18 protein-coding genes are annotated in these 17,761 nt (G+C 64.5%); 8 read left to right on the top strand and 10 right to left on the bottom strand.

The window, feature by feature from the left end:
* From rpoZ to AC56KZ_RS06595, 3 genes are all read right to left on the bottom strand, one after another.
* The gene (gene rpoZ, locus AC56KZ_RS06605; RefSeq protein WP_497161358.1) at positions 1 to 204 is read right to left on the bottom strand and encodes a DNA-directed RNA polymerase subunit omega; all 204 of its coding nucleotides are present in this window, start codon (positions 202 to 204) and stop codon (positions 1 to 3) included.
* 51 nt (positions 205 to 255) lie between these two features.
* On the bottom strand, positions 256 to 900 hold the full coding sequence (gmk, locus tag AC56KZ_RS06600) for a guanylate kinase (protein WP_497161357.1): 645 nt from the start codon (positions 898 to 900) through the stop codon (positions 256 to 258).
* Between the two features lie 156 nt (positions 901 to 1,056).
* On the bottom strand, positions 1,057 to 1,944 hold the full coding sequence (locus AC56KZ_RS06595; protein ID WP_497161356.1) for a YicC/YloC family endoribonuclease: 888 nt from the start codon (positions 1,942 to 1,944) through the stop codon (positions 1,057 to 1,059).
* A 117-nt stretch (positions 1,945 to 2,061) separates the two neighbouring features.
* Between AC56KZ_RS06595 and AC56KZ_RS06590 the strand changes: the two genes are divergently transcribed.
* The 6 genes from AC56KZ_RS06590 to AC56KZ_RS06565 all read left to right on the top strand — a co-directional run bounded on the left by AC56KZ_RS06590 (position 2,062) and on the right by AC56KZ_RS06565 (position 7,280).
* Positions 2,062 to 3,048, top strand: coding sequence for a serine/threonine-protein kinase (locus AC56KZ_RS06590; RefSeq protein WP_497161355.1), 987 nt, complete (start codon positions 2,062 to 2,064; stop codon positions 3,046 to 3,048).
* A gap of 8 nt (positions 3,049 to 3,056) precedes the next feature.
* Positions 3,057 to 3,980 carry a PP2C family protein-serine/threonine phosphatase gene (locus AC56KZ_RS06585; RefSeq protein WP_497161354.1) on the top strand — a complete coding sequence of 308 codons (924 nt, stop codon included), beginning with the start codon at positions 3,057 to 3,059 and terminating at the stop codon, positions 3,978 to 3,980.
* An 18-nt stretch (positions 3,981 to 3,998) separates the two neighbouring features.
* On the top strand, positions 3,999 to 4,730 hold the full coding sequence (gene rph, locus AC56KZ_RS06580) for a ribonuclease PH (RefSeq protein ID WP_497161353.1): 732 nt from the start codon (positions 3,999 to 4,001) through the stop codon (positions 4,728 to 4,730).
* A 59-nt stretch (positions 4,731 to 4,789) separates the two neighbouring features.
* The gene (gene rdgB, locus AC56KZ_RS06575; RefSeq protein ID WP_497161352.1) at positions 4,790 to 5,374 is read left to right on the top strand and encodes an RdgB/HAM1 family non-canonical purine NTP pyrophosphatase; all 585 of its coding nucleotides are present in this window, start codon (positions 4,790 to 4,792) and stop codon (positions 5,372 to 5,374) included.
* Positions 5,371 to 6,612 (top strand): radical SAM family heme chaperone HemW, encoded by a 1,242-nt coding sequence (hemW, locus tag AC56KZ_RS06570; RefSeq protein ID WP_497161351.1) that lies wholly within the window; start codon positions 5,371 to 5,373, stop codon positions 6,610 to 6,612. Before rdgB ends, hemW begins: the two co-directional genes overlap by 4 nt.
* A gap of 71 nt (positions 6,613 to 6,683) precedes the next feature.
* Positions 6,684 to 7,280 carry a CatB-related O-acetyltransferase gene (locus AC56KZ_RS06565; RefSeq protein WP_497161350.1) on the top strand — a complete coding sequence of 199 codons (597 nt, stop codon included), beginning with the start codon at positions 6,684 to 6,686 and terminating at the stop codon, positions 7,278 to 7,280.
* A 2-nt stretch (positions 7,281 to 7,282) separates the two neighbouring features.
* Here AC56KZ_RS06565 and AC56KZ_RS06560 read toward each other — a convergent pair whose 3' ends face one another.
* From AC56KZ_RS06560 to AC56KZ_RS06545, 4 genes are all read right to left on the bottom strand, one after another.
* On the bottom strand, positions 7,283 to 8,170 hold the full coding sequence (locus AC56KZ_RS06560; protein WP_497161349.1) for a M28 family peptidase: 888 nt from the start codon (positions 8,168 to 8,170) through the stop codon (positions 7,283 to 7,285).
* Between the two features lie 137 nt (positions 8,171 to 8,307).
* Positions 8,308 to 9,753 (bottom strand): efflux transporter outer membrane subunit, encoded by a 1,446-nt coding sequence (locus AC56KZ_RS06555; protein WP_497161348.1) that lies wholly within the window; start codon positions 9,751 to 9,753, stop codon positions 8,308 to 8,310.
* Positions 9,750 to 12,914 carry an efflux RND transporter permease subunit gene (locus AC56KZ_RS06550; RefSeq protein ID WP_497161347.1) on the bottom strand — a complete coding sequence of 1,055 codons (3,165 nt, stop codon included), beginning with the start codon at positions 12,912 to 12,914 and terminating at the stop codon, positions 9,750 to 9,752. Before AC56KZ_RS06550 ends, AC56KZ_RS06555 begins: the two co-directional genes overlap by 4 nt.
* 29 nt (positions 12,915 to 12,943) lie before the next feature.
* The gene (locus AC56KZ_RS06545; protein ID WP_497161346.1) at positions 12,944 to 14,167 is read right to left on the bottom strand and encodes an efflux RND transporter periplasmic adaptor subunit; all 1,224 of its coding nucleotides are present in this window, start codon (positions 14,165 to 14,167) and stop codon (positions 12,944 to 12,946) included.
* 156 nt (positions 14,168 to 14,323) lie between these two features.
* On the opposite strand from AC56KZ_RS06545, the gene AC56KZ_RS06540 reads away from it, so the two are divergent.
* Positions 14,324 to 14,941, top strand: a complete 618-nt coding sequence (locus tag AC56KZ_RS06540; RefSeq protein ID WP_497161345.1) for a TetR family transcriptional regulator — start codon at positions 14,324 to 14,326, stop codon at positions 14,939 to 14,941.
* A gap of 56 nt (positions 14,942 to 14,997) precedes the next feature.
* On the opposite strand, the gene tal is transcribed toward AC56KZ_RS06540, so the two are convergent.
* The 3 genes from tal to AC56KZ_RS06525 are packed head-to-tail and all read right to left on the bottom strand — an operon-like array spanning position 14,998 to position 16,899.
* Positions 14,998 to 15,939 carry a transaldolase gene (gene tal / locus AC56KZ_RS06535; protein ID WP_497161344.1) on the bottom strand — a complete coding sequence of 314 codons (942 nt, stop codon included), beginning with the start codon at positions 15,937 to 15,939 and terminating at the stop codon, positions 14,998 to 15,000.
* Between the two features lie 32 nt (positions 15,940 to 15,971).
* A complete protein-coding gene (locus AC56KZ_RS06530; protein ID WP_497161343.1) occupies positions 15,972 to 16,472 on the bottom strand; it encodes a GAF domain-containing protein in 501 nt (166 codons plus the stop codon).
* Positions 16,473 to 16,506: 34 nt separating this feature from the next.
* Positions 16,507 to 16,899 carry an ASCH domain-containing protein gene (locus AC56KZ_RS06525; protein ID WP_497161342.1) on the bottom strand — a complete coding sequence of 131 codons (393 nt, stop codon included), beginning with the start codon at positions 16,897 to 16,899 and terminating at the stop codon, positions 16,507 to 16,509.
* A gap of 106 nt (positions 16,900 to 17,005) precedes the next feature.
* Here AC56KZ_RS06525 and AC56KZ_RS06520 point away from each other — a divergent pair, with 106 nt between their 5' ends.
* On the top strand, positions 17,006 to 17,752 hold the full coding sequence (locus tag AC56KZ_RS06520; RefSeq protein WP_497161341.1) for an SDR family oxidoreductase: 747 nt from the start codon (positions 17,006 to 17,008) through the stop codon (positions 17,750 to 17,752).
* The last annotated feature ends 9 nt before the right edge of the window (positions 17,753 to 17,761 follow it).

Here is a 17,761-nt window from a genome sequence, read left to right as displayed (position 1 = left end):
TTACATCGGCACTTTTTTCAGCATTTCCACGCCCACTTTACCGGCGGCGATCTCGCGCAGCGCGACGACGGTCGGCTTGTCCTTGGCTTCGACCTTCGGCGTATGGCCCTGCAGCAGCTGGCGCGCACGGTAGGTGGCGGCCAGGGTCAGCTGGAAGCGGTTAGGGATGTGCTTGAGGCAATCTTCGATGGTGATACGTGCCATGTGTAGCTCCTGAATGGACAAAGTACGGCGGCAGCGATGGACGCTGACGAATTACGTGGGTTGGTGCGCGTGGATTCCAAGCTGGGCGAACAGCGAGGCGTTGCGGGCCGCTTGTTGGGCGAAGCGGCAACGTGTCGCCTGGACAATCGCCCGCAGCTGGGCCAGGGCGACATTGAACTCTTCGTTGATGATAGCATATTCGAACTCGGGAGCGTGAGCGATCTCCCCGCCGGCGGCCAGCAAACGACGCGTGATGATGTGCGGTTCGTCGGTGCCGCGCTTGTGCAGGCGCTGTTCCAGCGCCTCGATCGAGGGCGGCAGGATGAAGATGCCGGACGCGTCCGGGAACTGCTTCTTCACCTGGCGCGCGCCCTGCCAGTCGATCTCCAGCAGGATATCGGTGCCGGTCTTCATCTTGTCTTCGACGTTCAGGCGGCTGGTGCCGTAGTAATTGCCGTGCACTTCAGCCCACTCCAGGAATTCGCCGCGGTCGGCGCGCGCGACAAAATCCTCGGCGTTTGTAAAATGGTATTCGCGGCCGTCCTGCTCGCCCGGGCGCGGCTGGCGCGTCGTGGTCGAGATCGACAGCTGGATGCCCGGCTCCTGGGCCAGCAGCGCATTGACCAGGGTCGATTTGCCGGCGCCCGATGGCGCGGCGACGACGAACAGGCTGCCGGAGAAAGCGGTGGTGATCATGGGGTGGTCCTTTTTATGTCGCGATTGTTCATCATATAGTTGAACGCGTGGGCAGGAAACCTGCCCACCCTACGTGTCTGCACCGTAGGGTGGGCGGGTCCCCCGCCCACGCGTTCAAGCGGCCCGTGAATATCCGGCCGCCGAATCAAATTGTCATTACTCCAGGTTCTGCACCTGCTCCCGCATCTGCTCGATCAGCAATTTCAGCTCCATCGACGCATCCGCCAGCTCCTTGACCGACGCCTTGGCGCCCAGCGTATTGGCTTCGCGGTTCAGTTCCTGCATCATGAAGTCGAGGCGCTTGCCGACCTGGCCGCCTTTTTTCAGGATGTGGCGGGTTTCGTTCAGGTGCGCGGACAGGCGCGACAATTCTTCGGAGACGTCGATCCGGATGCCGTACAGCGTCACTTCCTGGCGGATCCGCTCGAACACTTCCTGGCGGCTCAGGACCGACGGGTTGCCGTGGCCGGCCAGACCCAGCGCATCCTGCATGCGCTCGACGGCCTTTTGCTGGAACTGGGCGATCACCTGCGGGATCAGCGGCGTGATGCGCTTGACGATCACTTCCATCGCGTCGATGCGCGACTGCAGCATCGCCTCCAGGGCCGCGCCTTCGCGCCGGCGGCTCTCGACAAAGGCGGCGACCGTCCTGGCGGTCAGCGCGGCCACGTCCGCCTGGAGCGATTCCTGGCCGATATGCGACTCTTCGACCACGCCAGGCCAGCGCAGCAGCTCGGCCACCGACATCAGCGGCGCCGAGACGAAATGGCGGGTGACTTCCGTTTGCAGGCGCGCCAGGTCGGCCAGCAATTCCTGGTTCAGCGCCTGGGCGCCGCCGGCGACCTTGCGTCCGAACGACAGGCGGGCTTCGACCTTGCCGCGGGTGATGGCGGCCATGATGGCGGCGCGCAGGTCCGGTTCCAGCGCGCGCAATTCGTCGTTGATGCGGAACTGGAGATCGAGGAAGCGCGAGTTGACGCTCTTGATCTCGATCGTGAGGGTGCCGGCAGCGCCTTCGCTGGTGGCAACCGCATAGCCTGTCATGCTAGAAATGCTCAATGGAGTCCCCGGTTTTTTTTCAGAGCGTTTGGACGCTCATTATTCTTTACAAAGCCGACATTTATCCACACAATCGCCGTGTTATGCAAGGGACTCTTCAGTATGGCCGCACAAAATAACGCACCCTTGCCGGATGGGCTGGAGATTGCCGGATATCGCATTGTAAAGAAAATCGCGTCCGGTGGGTTCAGTATCGTCTATCTCGCCTATGACGCCGAAGGCAACGCCGTCGCCATCAAGGAATACCTGCCGAGCGCACTCGCGCTGCGCCAGCCGGGCGAGCTCGCGCCCACCATCACCCGGCCGAACCTGCCCCTGTTTCGCATCGGCCTCAAGTGCTTTTTCGAGGAGGGCAGGGCGCTGGCGCGCATCATCCACCCGAATGTGGTGCGCATTCTGAACTTTTTCCGCGCCAACGAAACCGTGTACATGGTGATGGCCTACGAGTCCGGCCATTCGCTGCAGGAACACGTCGCCCGCAGCGTCGGCAAGGGCGGCTCCCTCGGCGACGCCTTCATCCGCCAGGTCTTCGACGGCGTCTGCCGCGGCCTGCGCGAAACCCATGCCAACAAGCTGCTGCATCTCGACCTGAAACCGGCCAACATCTACCTGCGCACCGACGGCTCGCCCATCCTGCTCGACTTCGGCGCGGCGCGCCAGGCCATCAAGAACGATGCGCCGATGCTGGCGCCGATGTACACGCCCGGCTTCGCGCCGCCCGACCTGTATGCCAAGGGACTGCCGCTGGGCCCATGGTCCGACATCTACAGCCTGGGGGCGTCGATGTTCGCCTGCATGACCGGCTCGCCCCCGCAGGCGGCCGACGCGCGCAAGCTGGACGACAAGCTGCCGGCCCAGTTCGAGGCGCTGGCGGACAGCTATTCGGCCGAGCTGATCGCCATGGTGCGCGCCTGCCTGTCGCTCGATCCGATGGCGCGCCCGCAAAGCGTGTTCGCCGTTCAGAAGGTGCTGCAGGCCGCGCCCCTGGTGGCGCAGGCGCAAACCGTCGAAGCACCCCCGGGAGGCCTGCGTGGTTTGCTGGGCCGCCTCGGTTCATTCGGCCGCGCCCGCAGCGGCGCAGGCGACTAGGAGACACCATGCAGTTTTCCGTTTACCAGCAAACCCACATCGGCGGGCGCAGCGTCAACCAGGACCGGATGGGCTACTGCTTCACGCGCGACGCGTTGCTGCTGGTGCTGGCCGATGGCATGGGCGGCCACCAGCACGGCGAAATCGCCGCCACCATCGCCATGCAGACCCTGTCGATGATGTTCCAGATGGCGGCCAAACCCTATATCAAGAAACCGGAACGCTTTCTCGAAGAAGCGCTGGTGCAGGCGCATCGCGACATCCTGGCCTATACGGCGCGCCACAAGCTGCCCGAGAGCCCGCGCACGACGGTCGTCGCCTGCCTGGTGCAGCACAACAGCGCGGTCTGGGCCCATTGCGGCGACTCGCGCCTGTACTGGGTGCGCGGCAACCGCACGCTGGCGCAGACGCGCGACCATTCGCACCTGGAATACCTGATCGCCAAGGGCCTGGCCAGCCCGGCCGAACGCATGACCCACCCCGACCGCAACAAGCTGTATAACTGCCTGGGGGCGCCGACGCCGCCGCGCATCGAGCTTTCGACCCAGGCCAGCCTGGAAGCGGGCGATGTGCTGCTGCTGTGCTCCGACGGTTTGTGGTCGACCGTGCCGGACGCCGAAATCGTGCAAAAGCTCGCTACCCAGACCGTCGTGCAGGCGGTGCCGGAGCTGGTCGCCATGGGCGCGGCGATCGGCGGCCCGCGCGCCGACAACACGACCGCGCTGGCGATCAGCTGGCAGGGGGCGGACACTCTCGATGCGAATTCGCCGAACGTGATCTCGACCCTGATGCTGCCCGAAGATCAAGTCAGCAGCACGATCGGCCACGCGCCGGCCGCGCTCGATGTCGACCCCTTCGATGAAGACGAAATCGAAAAAGCGATTGCCGAGATCAACCAGGCCATCGAAAAGTCTTCCCAGTTACTTAAATAGACAAGAAAAAGGTTCACCATGACGTTTGCATCCCGCCCGAGCGGCCGCGCAGTCGACCAGCTGCGCAGCATCCGCATCACCCGCCAGTACACGAAACACGCCGAAGGCTCGGTACTCATCGAGTGCGGCGACACCAGGGTGATCTGCACCGCCAGCATCGAAGAGAAGGTGCCCGGCTTCCTGAAGGGCAAAGGGCAGGGCTGGATGACGGCCGAATACGGCATGCTGCCGCGCTCGACGCACACGCGCATGGACCGCGAGGCCGCGCGCGGCAAGCAGTCCGGCCGCACGCAAGAGATCCAGCGCCTGATCGGCCGCTCGCTGCGCGCTGCCTTCGACCTGGAAGCCTTCGGCGAACGCACGCTGCACCTCGATTGCGACGTGATCCAGGCCGACGGCGGCACCCGCACCGCGGCGATTACCGGCGCCATGGTCGCCGCCTACGACGCATTCAATGCCCTGGTCGGGCGCGGGCTGCTGCCGTCGGTACCGGTGAAGCACTTCGTGGCGGCGATCTCGGTCGGCGTGTATCAAGGCATGCCCGTGCTCGACCTCGATTACGTCGAGGATTCGGGCTGCGACACCGACATGAACGTGGTCATGACCGACGCCGGCCATTTCATCGAAGTGCAGGGCACGGCCGAAGGCGTCGCGTTCGACCGCGCCGGCATGAACCGCCTGCTCGACCTGGCGCAGGGCGGGATTGCGGACCTGGTGCGGATGCAGAAGGAAGCGCTGGGGATTGCCTGACGAACGGGTAACGACGGGGTAAAATACCCGCTTCCGTTCCCTCCGCTTCCCCTCCCGCCATGACCCAACGTCTCATCCTCGCCTCGAACAACGCCGGCAAGCTCAAGGAATTCCAGCAAATCCTCGGCCCCATCGGCTTCACCCTGCACCCGCAAGGCGAATTCGACGTGCCCGAAGCGGATGAACCGCATGCCACGTTTGTGGAGAACGCACTGGAAAAGGCGCGCCACGCCGCGCGCCTGACCGGGCTGCCGGCGCTGGCAGACGACTCCGGCGTGTGCGTGAATGCGCTGGGCGGCGCCCCGGGTGTGTATTCCGCGCGCTTTGCCGGCGAACCGAAGTCGGACGCGCGCAACAGCGCAAAACTGGTGGCCGACCTGGCGAATCACGCCGACAAATCCGCCTATTACTATTGCGTGCTGGTCTACGTGCGCCACGCCGACGATCCGCAGCCGGTCATCGCCGACGGCCGCTGGGACGGCGTCATCATCGATACGCCGCGCGGCGCGAACGGCTTCGGCTACGATCCGCATTTCCTGATTCCCGCGCTCGGCAAGACTACCGCCGAACTCGACCCCAGCGAGAAGAACGCGCTCTCGCACCGCGGCCAGGCCCTGCGCGCGCTGGTGGAAAAGCTGCAATGATCCCGATTAAAGTCGCCGGCGCGACCATGAACGAGCCGCGTAATCCCGCGACCGCCGCCCTGCAATACCTGCAGCCGGGCGCCCTGAACCTGAGCGCCTTGCCGCCGCTGTCGCTCTACATCCACTATCCCTGGTGCGTGCGCAAGTGCCCGTATTGCGACTTCAATTCGCACGAGGCCAAGGGCGAGTTACCGGAAAAAGCCTACCTCGACGCACTGCGCCTGGACCTCGAACAATCGCTGCCGCTGATCTGGGGCCGCAGGATCCACACGGTATTCATCGGCGGCGGCACGCCCAGCCTGATGTCGGCCGCCGGCCTCGACCGGTTGTTGTCGGACGTGCGCACCTTGCTGCCGCTGGAGATCGATGCCGAAATCACGATGGAAGCGAACCCCGGCACCTTCGAGGTCGAAAAATTTCGCCAATACCGCGACAGCGGGGTGAACCGCCTGTCGATCGGCATCCAGAGTTTCAACGGCGCCCATTTGAAATCGCTGGGCCGCATCCACGACGAGCGTGAGGCCCTGCGCGCGGTGGAAATCGCCCATTCGACCTTCGACAATTTCAACCTCGACCTGATGTATGCGCTGCCTTCGCAGACCCTGGCCGAGGCCGAGCAGGACCTGAAAACGGCGCTGTCGTTCGCGCCGCCGCACCTGTCGCTGTACCACCTGACGATGGAACCGAACACGGTCTTCGCCAAGTATCCGCCCAGCCTGCCCGACGACGACGCCAGCGCCGACATGCAGGACATGATCGCGGAGACCATGCGCGGCGCCGGCTTCGACCACTACGAAGTGTCGGCCTACGCGCAACGCGGCCGCCACGCGCGCCACAACCTGAATTACTGGAATTTTGGCGACTACCTCGGCATCGGCGCCGGCGCCCACTCGAAACTCTCCTTCCCGCACCGGATCCTGCGCCAGGCCCGCTTCAAGCAGCCGGCTTCCTTCATCGAAGCGGCCAATCGCGGCAACCCGGTGCAGGAAGAGCATGAAATCGCGCGCGCCGACCTGGGTTTCGAGTTCATGCTCAACACGCTGCGCCTGACCGGCGGCTTCGACCCGAACCTGTTCAACGAACGCACCGGCATGGGCATTACGGCGATCAGCAAGGCCCTCGACGCCGCCGAAGCCAAGGGCCTGCTCTACCGCGATTTCAAGCTGATCCGTCCGACTGAACTTGGCCAGCGTTTCCTCAACGACCTGCAAGAGATGTTCCTTTCCGATGCGCGCTGAGCAGTGCGCCGGTGCCGAACCTGCTGCCGCCTCGCAGCGTCCAATCACGCTTTCAACGATAAGTTGCCGTCATGACCAACCAAAGCAATAACACCGGTAAATACGGAACTATCGGGAAAAGCGCCATTACCGTCGGGCGCTACACTTACGGCTTCGAGCTTCTTTCTGTCCGTCAGTGGGGGGAAGGCGCCAGCCTTCAAATCGGTGCCTTCTGTTCGCTGGCAAATGCCACGATCTTGTTGGGAGGAAACCACCGGACAGACTGGATAACGACATTCCCGTTCGGTCACATTTTTGCGGACGAGTTAGGTGGACAAGACATTGTGGGCCACCCTGCGACCCGCGGGGATGTGATCATCGGCAACGATGTCTGGATCGGTCATAACGCGACGATCATGTCCGGCATCACGATCGGGACAGGGGCGGTGATCGCGACCAACGCAGTTGTTGTCAAAGACGTGCAGCCTTACGAAATCGTTGGCGGCAATCCCGCAAAGTGCATCAAGACGCGCTTTGACGCGGACATCATCGAACGCTTGCTGACGCTGCGCTGGTGGGACCTTCCAGTAGAAGATATCCGCCAGGTCGCGTCGACCCTGTCGCAAGCGCCGACGACGCAACTGCTCGATGCCCTCATCTCCAGGTATCGTCCCGAACCGCTTCCCTAAGGCTAGCCCTCCGCCGCCCCCGCCAGCTTGACGATCGTCTTCGACAGCCCCGTCACTACCCGCGCCATGCTCTCGTAATCGAGCTTGTCCGGCGTGTCCTCGGCGGTGTGGTAGTAGGGGTAGCGCATGAAGGCGGTGTCGGTGATCATCAGCGCCGGGTAGCCGTGGCGGTTGTAGGAAGTATGGTCCGACAGCGTGACCCCGGTGGTATGCGCCGGCGCCGCCAGCCCATGCGCGGGAAATTCCGGGGCGAGGCGAAAAGCGGTTAGTGCGTCGCGCACCAGGTTCGACGATTCCAGCGTGCCGGCAAAGGCAATGAAATTACCCGTGCTCAGGTTGCGGCCTCCCAGCCCGGCGGCGTGGCGCCTGCTGCCCATGTCCGTACCCATCAACGAGTGCGGCTCCTCATTGACGAAAAACACGAAGCGCACCTCGGTGCCGGCGCGCGGCTGCATGGCTTTCAGCAGGCGGGCCAGTTCGAGCACGGCGGCGGTGCCGCTGCCGTTGTCGTTGGCGCCCGGTGCCCCCGGGGCCGAGTCGTAGTGGGCGCCGACGATGAAGATACGTTCGGGCCGTTTGCCGGCAGCGACTTTGCCGACCGCCACCTCGATATTGCGCACCTGTTGTCCGCCGGCCGTGTATTCCTGGCGCGCGGGCTGGTAGCCCGCGCGCTTGAGTTCGGATTCAATATAGACGGCCGCGCGCTCGAGCTGTTCCGGTGTCCCGGTGTTGTGCTCGCTGGACGCGACCGCGCGCACATGCTGGCGAATGCGCTCGGCAAGATCCGGCGCGGCCTCGGCGCCCTTGGGACGGAAGCTCAGGACAGCCACCAGGATAAGCAGGATGAGTGCAACGACGACCTTCCAGTGTGAGTGAAAAAAGTTTCGCATGGCAGTCCTCAACGCCAGGTGGCGGATCAACTGGTAGACCCTGCCAGTGTAGCCAAGTTCACATCGGCGCGGCCACACGAATCCGGGCGTAAAAAAACCGGGCGCACGGCCCGGTTCGTCTTACAGTCCGACTTCGCTCAGCGCGCGGCCTGTGCCGGCGCCGCCGCCGTCACGACAGGCTCGCTCCAGCCGCCACCGAGCACGCGGTACAGCGTCACCTGGTTCTGCAGGCGCTGCAAATTCGCCTGCACCGCCAGCTGCTGGGCCTGGAACAGCGAGCGCTGGGCGTCGAGCAGGTCGAGGTAGCTGGCCGCGCCGCTCTTGTAGCGCAGCTCGGACAGGTTGTAGCGGTCCTGTTCGGCCGCGGCCACCGCGCGCTGGGCGCGCAGCTGCTCGCTGAAGGTCGCCTGGCCGGCGAGGGCGTCGGCCACTTCGCGGAAGGCGGTCTGGATCGCGCCTTCGTACTGGGCGACCGCGACGTCGCGCCCGGCACGGGCGGCGTCGACGCCGGCGCCGATGCGGCCCAAATCAAACAGCGGCAGCACCGCTTGCGGCGCGAAGGTCCAGCCGAAGGAACCGCTCTTGAACAGGCCGGACAGTTCGGTGCTGGCGCTGCCGACCGAGCCGGTGAGCGAGATGCGCGGGAAGTAGTTGGCGCGCGCCGCGCCGATGTTGGCATTCGCCGCGATCAGTTGCTGCTCGGCCGCGCGAATGTCCGGACGCACCGTCAGCAGGTCGGACGGCAGGCCAGCCGGCAGTTCGGGCAGCTCGGTCGTGGCCAGGGTGGCGCCGGCCTGCACGTTTTCCGGAATCGTCTGACCCACCAGCAGGGTCAGCAAATTCGCGTCCTGGGCGCGCTGGCGCTGGAAGCGCGCCAGCTCGGCGCGCGCAGTCTCCACCAGCGACACCGATTGCTGCAGCTCGAGCCTGGACACGACGCCGTTCTCGAAGCGCAGACGCGTCAGGCGGTCGGACTCTTCCCGGGTTTTCAGGGTCTGCTGGGTGATGGCGAGCAGTTCGTCGTCGGCCAACAGGGTCAGGTAGGTGTTGGCGACCGACGCGACCAGGCTGAGCTGCGTGGTGCGGCGCGCTTCCTCGGTGGCGAGAAATTGCGACAGCGCCGCCTGCGACAGGTTGCGCACGCGCCCGAACAGGTCCAGCTCGAAGGCCGAGACGCCGAACCCCGCCTGGTAGATGCTCGAGGTCGGCGCGTCCTCGCCCGCCGCCTGGCGGCTGGCGAGGACGATCGCCGAAACGGTCGGGTAGCGGTCGGCACGGGTGATGCGGTATTGGGCACGGGCCTGCTCGATGTTCAGGATCGACACGCGCAGGTCGCGGTTGTTGGCCAGCGACAGCTCGATCAGCTGGCGCAGGCGGGCGTCGGCAAAGAACTGCTGCCAGGCCAGGTTGGCGGGGGCTTGCGACGTCGCCACCGGCAAGGCCGTGCCGCCGGCGCGCGCCAGCTCGGGGAAGGCCGGCGCCACCGGTGCGGCAGGGCGCTCGTAATTCGGCGCCAGGGACATGCAGCCGGCCAGCGTCAGGGCCAGCATTAAAGGAGTCAGTTTTTGTAGTTGAACGATCATATTTTTTCCTGGACTGGAGTAGCGGCTGCATCGGTTTCTTCATGCGCGTATTTCTTGCGCTGGCGTTCGCTGCCCTTGAAAAACTTGCGGACCACGACAAAGAACATCGGGACGAACAGCACGCCGAGCACGGTAGCCGTAATCATGCCACCCATCACGCCGGTACCGATAGCCCTTTGCGATGCCGAACCGGCGCCGCCGGCCAGCACCAGTGGCGACACGCCGAGGATAAAGGCGAGCGAGGTCATGATGATCGGGCGGAAACGCAGGTGCGCTGCTTCGATTGCCGCTTCCATCGGCGTACGTCCCTGCGCCTGCAAATCTTTCGCGAACTCGATGATCAGGACCGCGTTCTTCGCCGCCAGGCCGATGATGGTGACCAGGCCGATCTTGAAATAGACGTCGTTTGGATAGCCGCGCATCATCGCCGCCAGGATCGCGCCGAGGATACCGAGCGGCACCACCAGCAGCACCGACACCGGGATCGACCAGCTTTCGTACAGGGCCGCCAGCGCCAGGAAGATCGCCAGCATCGAGAAGGCCATCAGGATGCCCATCGTCGAGCCGGACTGCGCTTCCTCGCGCGACTGGCCGGTCCACTCGAACGCGAAGCCCGCCGGCAGCTTGGCCGCCAGGTTTTCCATCTCGGCCATCGCGTCGCCGGTGGAGTAACCCGGCTTGGCGTCGCCGGCGATGCTCATCGCCGAGTAACCGTTGTAGCGGATGGTCTGCATCGGGCCGGTCTGCCAGCGGGTGGAAGCGAAGGAAGACAGCGGCACCGGGTTGCCCTGGGCGTTCATGGCGTTCAGGCGCAGCAGGTCGTCCGGCTGCATGCGGGCCGAGGCTTCGGCCTGCACCACGACACGCTGCAGGCGGCCGGCGTTCGGGAAGTCGTTCACGTAGGACGAACCGAGCGAAGTCGAGATCGCGCTGTTGATCGATTCAAACGAGACGCCGAGGGCCTGCGCCTTGTCACGGTCGATGTCGAGCATGACTTGCGGCGCGTCTTCCAGGCCTTCCGGACGCACGCCGGCCAGGATCGCGCTTTGCGAGGCCATGCCCAGCAGCTGGTTGCGCGCCGCGAGCAGGGCGTCGTGGCCGGCGCCGCCGCGGTCCTGCAGGCGGAAGGAGAAACCGGTGCCGCGGCCCAGTTCCGGAATCGGCGGCGGCGACAGCGCGAAGATGAAGGCATCGCGCACGCCCGACAGGCCGCCCATGATGCGGTTGGCCAGGTCCTGCGCGCTCGAGCCGTCGCCCTTGCGCTCGTCCCAGTCCTTCAGCGGGATGAAGGCCAGCGCCATGTTCTGGCCGGCGCCCGAGAACGAGAAGCCCAGCACGCTGACCATGTTCGCCACTTCCGGCTGCTTCATGATGAAGGCTTCGGCGGTGCGCATGACTTCGTTGGTGCGCTCGAGCGTCGCGCCCGGCGGCAGCTGGATGTTGGCGATGATATAGCCCTGGTCTTCGTTCGGCAGGAAGGAATTCGGCATGCGCGAGAACAGCAGGCCGACCAGGCCGACCACCAGCACGAACACCACCAGCGCCCGGCCCGAGCCGCGGATGATCTTGCCGACCCAGCCCTCGTAACCCTTGGCGGTGGCGGTGAACTTGCGGTTGAACCAGCCGAAGAAGCCGCGCTTGGCATGGTGGTGGCCCGCTTCGACCGGTTTCAACAGGTGGGCGCACAGCGCCGGGGTGAGCGTGAGCGCCAGGAAGGCCGAGAAGGCGATCGAGGACACCATGACGGCCGCGAACTGGCGATAGATGTTGCCGACGGCGCCGCCGAAGAAGGCCAGCGGCACGAACACCGACATCAGCACCACGGTCACGCCGATGATGGCGCCGGAAATCTGGCCCATGGCCTTGCGCGTGGCCAGCAGCGGGCTCAAACCTTCCTCGCTCATGATGCGCTCGACGTTTTCGACCACGACGATGGCATCGTCGACCACGATACCGATCACCAGCACCATGCCGAACATGGTCAGCACGTTGATCGAGAAGCCGAGCGCCAGCAGGGTGGCGAGCGACCCGAGCAAGGCCACCGGCACCACGATGGTCGGGATGATGGTGTAGCGGAAGTTTTGCAGGAACAGGTACATCACCAGGAACACCAGCACGATCGCCTCGATCAGGGTATGCACCACCTGCTCGATCGAGATGTCGATGAATTTCGAGCTGTCGAAAGGCACGGTTGCCTTCATGCCGGGCGGGAAGAACTTCGACAGTTCGTCCATGCGCTCGCGCACCAGGCGCGCCGTTTCCAACGCGTTGCCGGACGGCGCCAGCTGCACGCCGATACCGGTGGACGGCTTGCCGTTGAGGCGTGCGGAGGTGGAATAGGCCTGGCCTCCGATTTCGATGCGGGCCACGTCCTTCAGGCGCACGGTCGAGCCGTCCGGGTTGGCGCGCAGTACGATGTTGCCGAACTGTTCGACCGTGCTCAGCTGACCGCTGACGACGACCGTCGCACTGATTTCCTGGCCCTGGGCCAGCGGCAGTTCGCCGATGGTGCCCGAAGCGACCTGGGCGTTCTGGCTGCGGATTGCATTGTTGACGTCGCTTGGCGCCAGGCGCAGGCCGACCAGCTTGGCCGGGTCGATCCAGACCCGCATCGCGCGCTCGGTACCGAACAGCTGGGCGGTGCCGACGCCGGGGATGCGCTGGATTTCAGGCAGCACCGTGCGCGAGGCATAGTCGCCCAGCGCAATCGGGTCCCACTTCGGATCTGACGAGGACAGGATGGTAAACAGCAGGAAGTTGGCGCGTACCTTGTCGACACGCACGCCTTGCTGGTTCACGGCCTGCGGCAGGCGCGGGGTGGCGCGTGCCAGGCGGTTCTGGACGTCCACCTGGGCCAGCTCGGGATTGGTGCCGGTCTCGAAGGTCAGGGTGATCGAGCCGCTGCCGTTGGCCGAGCTGCTCGACTCCATGTAGATCAGGCCCGGAGAGCCGTTCATCTCGCGTTCGATGACGGAGATGACCGAGTCTTCCAGGGTCTGGGCCGATGCGCCCGGGTAGGCGGCATTGATCACGATCGATGGCGGGGCCACGTTCGGATACTGGGCGATCGGCAGCTGGGTGATCGAGACCGCGCCGATCACCATGATGAAAAGCGCGATCACCCAGGCGAAAATAGGGCGGTCAATAAAGAAACGTGCCATTGCAATAGTCCTGTTCTGTACCGGGGTGCTTAGTTACGCGCCGAGGCGACTGCCGGCGCGGCTGCAACACCAGGGGCCTGGGCAGGCATCCATGGCACTGCCTTGACCGGCGTACCCGGCGGCAGCATCTGCAGCTTCTGGAAGCCGTCGACCATCACGCGCTCGCCTTCTTTCAGGCCGTCGGTGACGATCCAGCTGGAACCTTGCTGCGAACCGATCTTGACGGTGCGCGGGGTCGGCTTGTTGTCGGCGCCGACCACCATCAGGGTGTCGCCCTGCGGGCCGCCGCGGGTCACGGCCTGTTGCGGCACGATGATGCCGTTAGGCAGTTGCGCCTGCGCCACGCGGACGCGCACATACTGGCCCGGCAGCAGGGCGTTGTCCGCATTCGGCACGGTAGCGCGCAGGTTGACCTGGCCGGTGCCCGGGTCGACCGTGACGTCAGAGAACAACAGGCGGCCGCGGACCGGCAATTCGGTGCCGTCGTCGAGGATCACGGTGACGGGCGCGTCCTTGGCGCTGCTGTTGCCACCCGAGGCCTGCTTGCGCAGGCGCTGCAATTCGGAAGCCGACTGGGTGATGTTCAGGTACATCGAGCTGGTTTGCTGGATCAGCGCCAGTTCCGTGCCCTCGGTGCTTGATACCAGTGCGCCTTCGGTCACCAGGGCGCGGCCGATGCGGCCCGAAATCGGGGCGTTGACGTTGGCGTAACCGGAGTTGATCTGGGCGATGCGCACCTGGGCGCGCGAAGCGGCCACGGCTGCTTCAGCCTGTTTCTGGGCAGCTACTGCATTAGTGTATTCTTGCTTGCTGATCGCATTCGCCTCGACCAGCGGCTTGTAGCGTGCGGCCTGGGCGGCGGCCTGGGTCAGCGAGGCCTGGGTGCGGCCGAGGTCGGCTTGTGCCGCCGCGACCTGTGCCTGGTAGGGCGCCGGATCGATCTGGAACAGCGACTGGCCTTCGCGCACTTCGCTGCCCTCGGTGAACAGGCGCTTGAGCACGACGCCGTTGACGCGGGCGCGGACCTGCGCGGTACGCACCGGTTCGGCACGGGCAGGCAGTTCGGTCTGCAGCGCCACCGTTTCGAATTTGGTGGTGATAACGCCGACTTCCGGCGGCGGCATCTTGCCGCCGGCGCCAGGGCCAGCCTGGGCGGCGTCCTTGTCGCCGCAGCTGGAGAGCAGGGCGACGGCGATGAGTGTGCCGGCGGCGATTCGCGTCAGGGAGAAAGTAGAGGAGTGAGCGGGGCGCATTACGTGTGCTTCCTTCGAGTTTTTTGGAGGAGATGAGTCCGCCCCAAGAACCTCGAGGTCCCTGCGCACGGCTTCATCACTGGCTATTACAGAATTTTTTATATACTATCACGAGTGTATGTTTAACGTGCAGGACCACTCAAAAACGGAGATGCCATGCCTCGCAGGACAAAAGAAGAAGCAGCGGCGACGCGCGACAGCATCCTGGACGCTGCGGAAAGATTATTCGTGGAACAAGGTGTCTCGCGCACGACCTTGCAGCATATCGCAAGTGCAGCAGGCGTGACGCGCGGGGCTATTTATTGGCATTTTGACGACAAAAGCGCGCTGTTCAATGCAATGATGGAACGCGCGACCTTGCCCTTCGAGTGCGCCCTGAACGTGCTGGGCGAGGCCGACGAGGCACGGGTGCTGGACGACCTGCGCGCCTTTTTGGTCGAAATCTTCCGCGTGACCGAAACCAATCCCCAGGCACGCCGCGTGTTCGAGATCGCTTCCTTGAAAATCGAATTTGTCAGCGAGATGGATGCCGTGCGGGTGCGGCGCCACCATAACCAGCAGGAGTGGATGTCCCAGGTCCAGGAGCGCCTGGAACTGGGGCAAGAGGCCGGGCTGATCCGCCAGGATGTCGATACGCTGACGTATTCGCTCGGCCTGTGGGCCATGATGGATGGCCTGATCCGCAACTGGATGTTCGAGCCGGCCTCTTTCGGCCTGGTCGAGACCGGCGACGCGCTGATCGGCACCATGCTCGACGGCATACGCACGCGCTGAACGACAAAACGCCGGCATCAAGCCGGCGTCTTTGCGCTAAGCGAGCCTTCGCGGCTTCAGCGCATTTCTTCGATCATCTTCTTGAGCTTGGCCGAATCGGCGACAAACGCGCGAATGCCTTCGGACAGCTTCTCGGTCCCCATCGCATCTTCGTTGAGCATGAAGCGGAAGGACTTCTCGTCCACCGCAATGCGCTCGATTTCCGCCTTGGCGGCCACGTCGACGTCCGCGGTCAGCTTGCGCTCGACCGGCGCATCGCTGTCGGCGAGCTTTTGCAGCAGGTCCGGCGAAATCGTCAGCAGGTCGCAACCGGCCAGCTCGATGATCTGCGAGGTGTTGCGAAAGCTCGCGCCCATGACCTCGGTCTTGTAGCCGAACTTGCGGTAGTACTGGTAAATCCGCTTGACCGACTGCACGCCTGGGTCGTCCGCGCCCTGGTACTCGAGGCCGCTCGACTTCTTGTGCCAGTCGTAGATGCGGCCGACAAATGGCGAAATCAGCTTGACGCCCGCTTCGGCGCAGGCAACGGCCTGGCACAGCGAGAACAGCAGCGTCAGGTTGCAGTGGATGCCGTCCTTTTCCAGGATCTCGGCGGCGCGGATGCCTTCCCAGGTCGAGGCGATCTTGATCAGGACGCGCTCGCGCGACACGCCGGCCGCTTCGTACAGGGCAATCAGTTCGCGGCCTTTTGCCACCGTTGCTTCGGTGTCGAAGGAGAGCGCCGCATCGATCTCGGTCGAGACGCGGCCCGGCACAAACTTCAGGATTTCGACGCCGAAGGCGATCAGCAGGCTGTCGACAATGGCGTCCGTCGAGCCGTCTTTCGAGTCGGCCACGGCCTTTTGCAGCAGCGGCAGGTATTCCGGCTTCTGCACCGCTTTCAGGATCAGCGAAGGATTGGTCGTCGCATCCTGCGGCGCATACGCCTTGATCGATTGAAAGTCGCCGGTATCGGCAACGACGGTGGTGTACTGCTTGAGTTGGTCGAGTTGGTTCATGTAATTTGCCTGTTTGTTATCAAATGCAAATATTATTTGCAATCGGTCGCATCCAAAAATGCCGCCACCATCGCTTCCAGCCCGGCCCGGTCCTCATCGGAGAACCGGTCCAGCTTCGGGCTGTCGATATCGAACACGCCCAGCAGCTCGCCATTCTTGATAAGCGGCAGCACGATCTCGGATGCCGAGGCCGAATCGCAGGCGATGTGCCCCGGGAACGCATGCACGTCCGGCACCACGATGGTGCGGCGCTCGACCGCGGTTGCGCCGCAGACGCCGCGCCCGAAGGGAATCCGTGCGCAGGCCGGCTTGCCCTGGAAAGGGCCGACCAGCAAATCCTGGCCCTCGCCTTTTTTCGACGGCACGGTGAGATAGAAGCCCGCCCAGTTCAGGTCGGCGAGAGTGTCGTACACCAGCGCGGAAAACTGCGCGGCGTTGGCAGTCAGGTCGCGTTCTCCCTCCAGCACGCTGACCACCTGGCGCACCAGCAGGTCGTAATCGGGACGGGTACTGCGTTCTGGATTGATGTGCATGGGCGAAGTCAAAAGAGAGTCATGGCGAAAACGCTTATTTTACAGCCAGCTCGGCCAACTCGAAATGCAGCGTCACGAATTGAAAATCGTCATGCAAGTCCAGATGCGGCAGGCAGCGAACATGCACGTCGCGAAATTCCTGCGCACTGGTAAACGTCTCGCCGCGCCACACGTCTTCCGGGATGTCGCCGAAGCGGATGATGCGCACCTCCGTCGCGCGGATCGTGCAGCGATGCCGGCCCCGCAAGTCGAACACTTCGATCAGGTCGCCGGCGACATAGCCGCCGTCGCCAAGCTCGCCATAACCTTTGTAATAGTCCTCGACCGTATCGGCGGTGACGGTCTTGCGGCCGGCGATGACTTCGCGCACCAGGCTGTCGTCATCCTCGTCGGCGCCCCAGAAGCTCAGCTTCTTTCGTTTCATCATATCGTCGTCGCCATACCGGCCGCATACACTGGCCTTTTAGTAAAAAAACATTATATATGTGAACGGCAGCGGCTATGCTTGCCGGACGCATTGCACGGGAGGCGACATGACGAAAACGGTTCTTATCACCGGCGGCGGGCGCGGCATCGGCGCCGCCTGCGCGCGGCTGGCGGCCGAACAGGGCTACCAAGTGTGCGTCAATTACCGCAGCGACATGGTCGCTGCGGCTGGCGTGGTGCGCGCCATCGGGGCCGCGGGCGGCACGGCCTTCGCGATCCAGGCCGATGTGGCAGAGGAAGCCGAGGTCTTGCGCATGTTCGCCGCCATCGACGACGAATTTGGTCAACTGGACGCCTTGATCAACAATGCCGGCGTACTGGCGCCGCAGATGCGCGTCGAGCAGATGGACGCGGCGCGCATCAGCCGCATCATGGCCACCAACGTGGTCGGCAGCTTTGTGTGTGCGCGCGAAGCGGTGCGCCGCATGTCGACCGCGCGGGGCGGGCGCGGCGGGGCCATCGTGAACCTGTCCTCGCGCGCGGCCGTGCTGGGATCGCCCGGCGAATACGTCGACTACGCAGCCTCGAAAGCCGCCCTCGATGCCCTGACGATCGGCTTGGCCAAGGAAGTGGCGGGCGAGGGCATCCGCGTCAACGGCGTGCGCGCCGGCCTGATCCATACGAACATCCACGCCGATGGCGGCGAGCCGGGACGGGTGCAGCGCCTGCAATCGACGGTGCCGATGGGGCGCGGCGGCGAGCCAATGGAAGTCGCGCAGGCGGTCTTGTGGTTGCTGTCCGATGCCGCCTCGTACACGACGGGCAGCTTCATCGACGTTGCTGGCGGGCGCTGAAGCCGAGCG

The sequence above is a fragment of the Telluria sp. LT2P34 genome (assembly GCF_059685915.1).
This window is presented reverse-complemented; position numbering and strand designations above follow the sequence as displayed.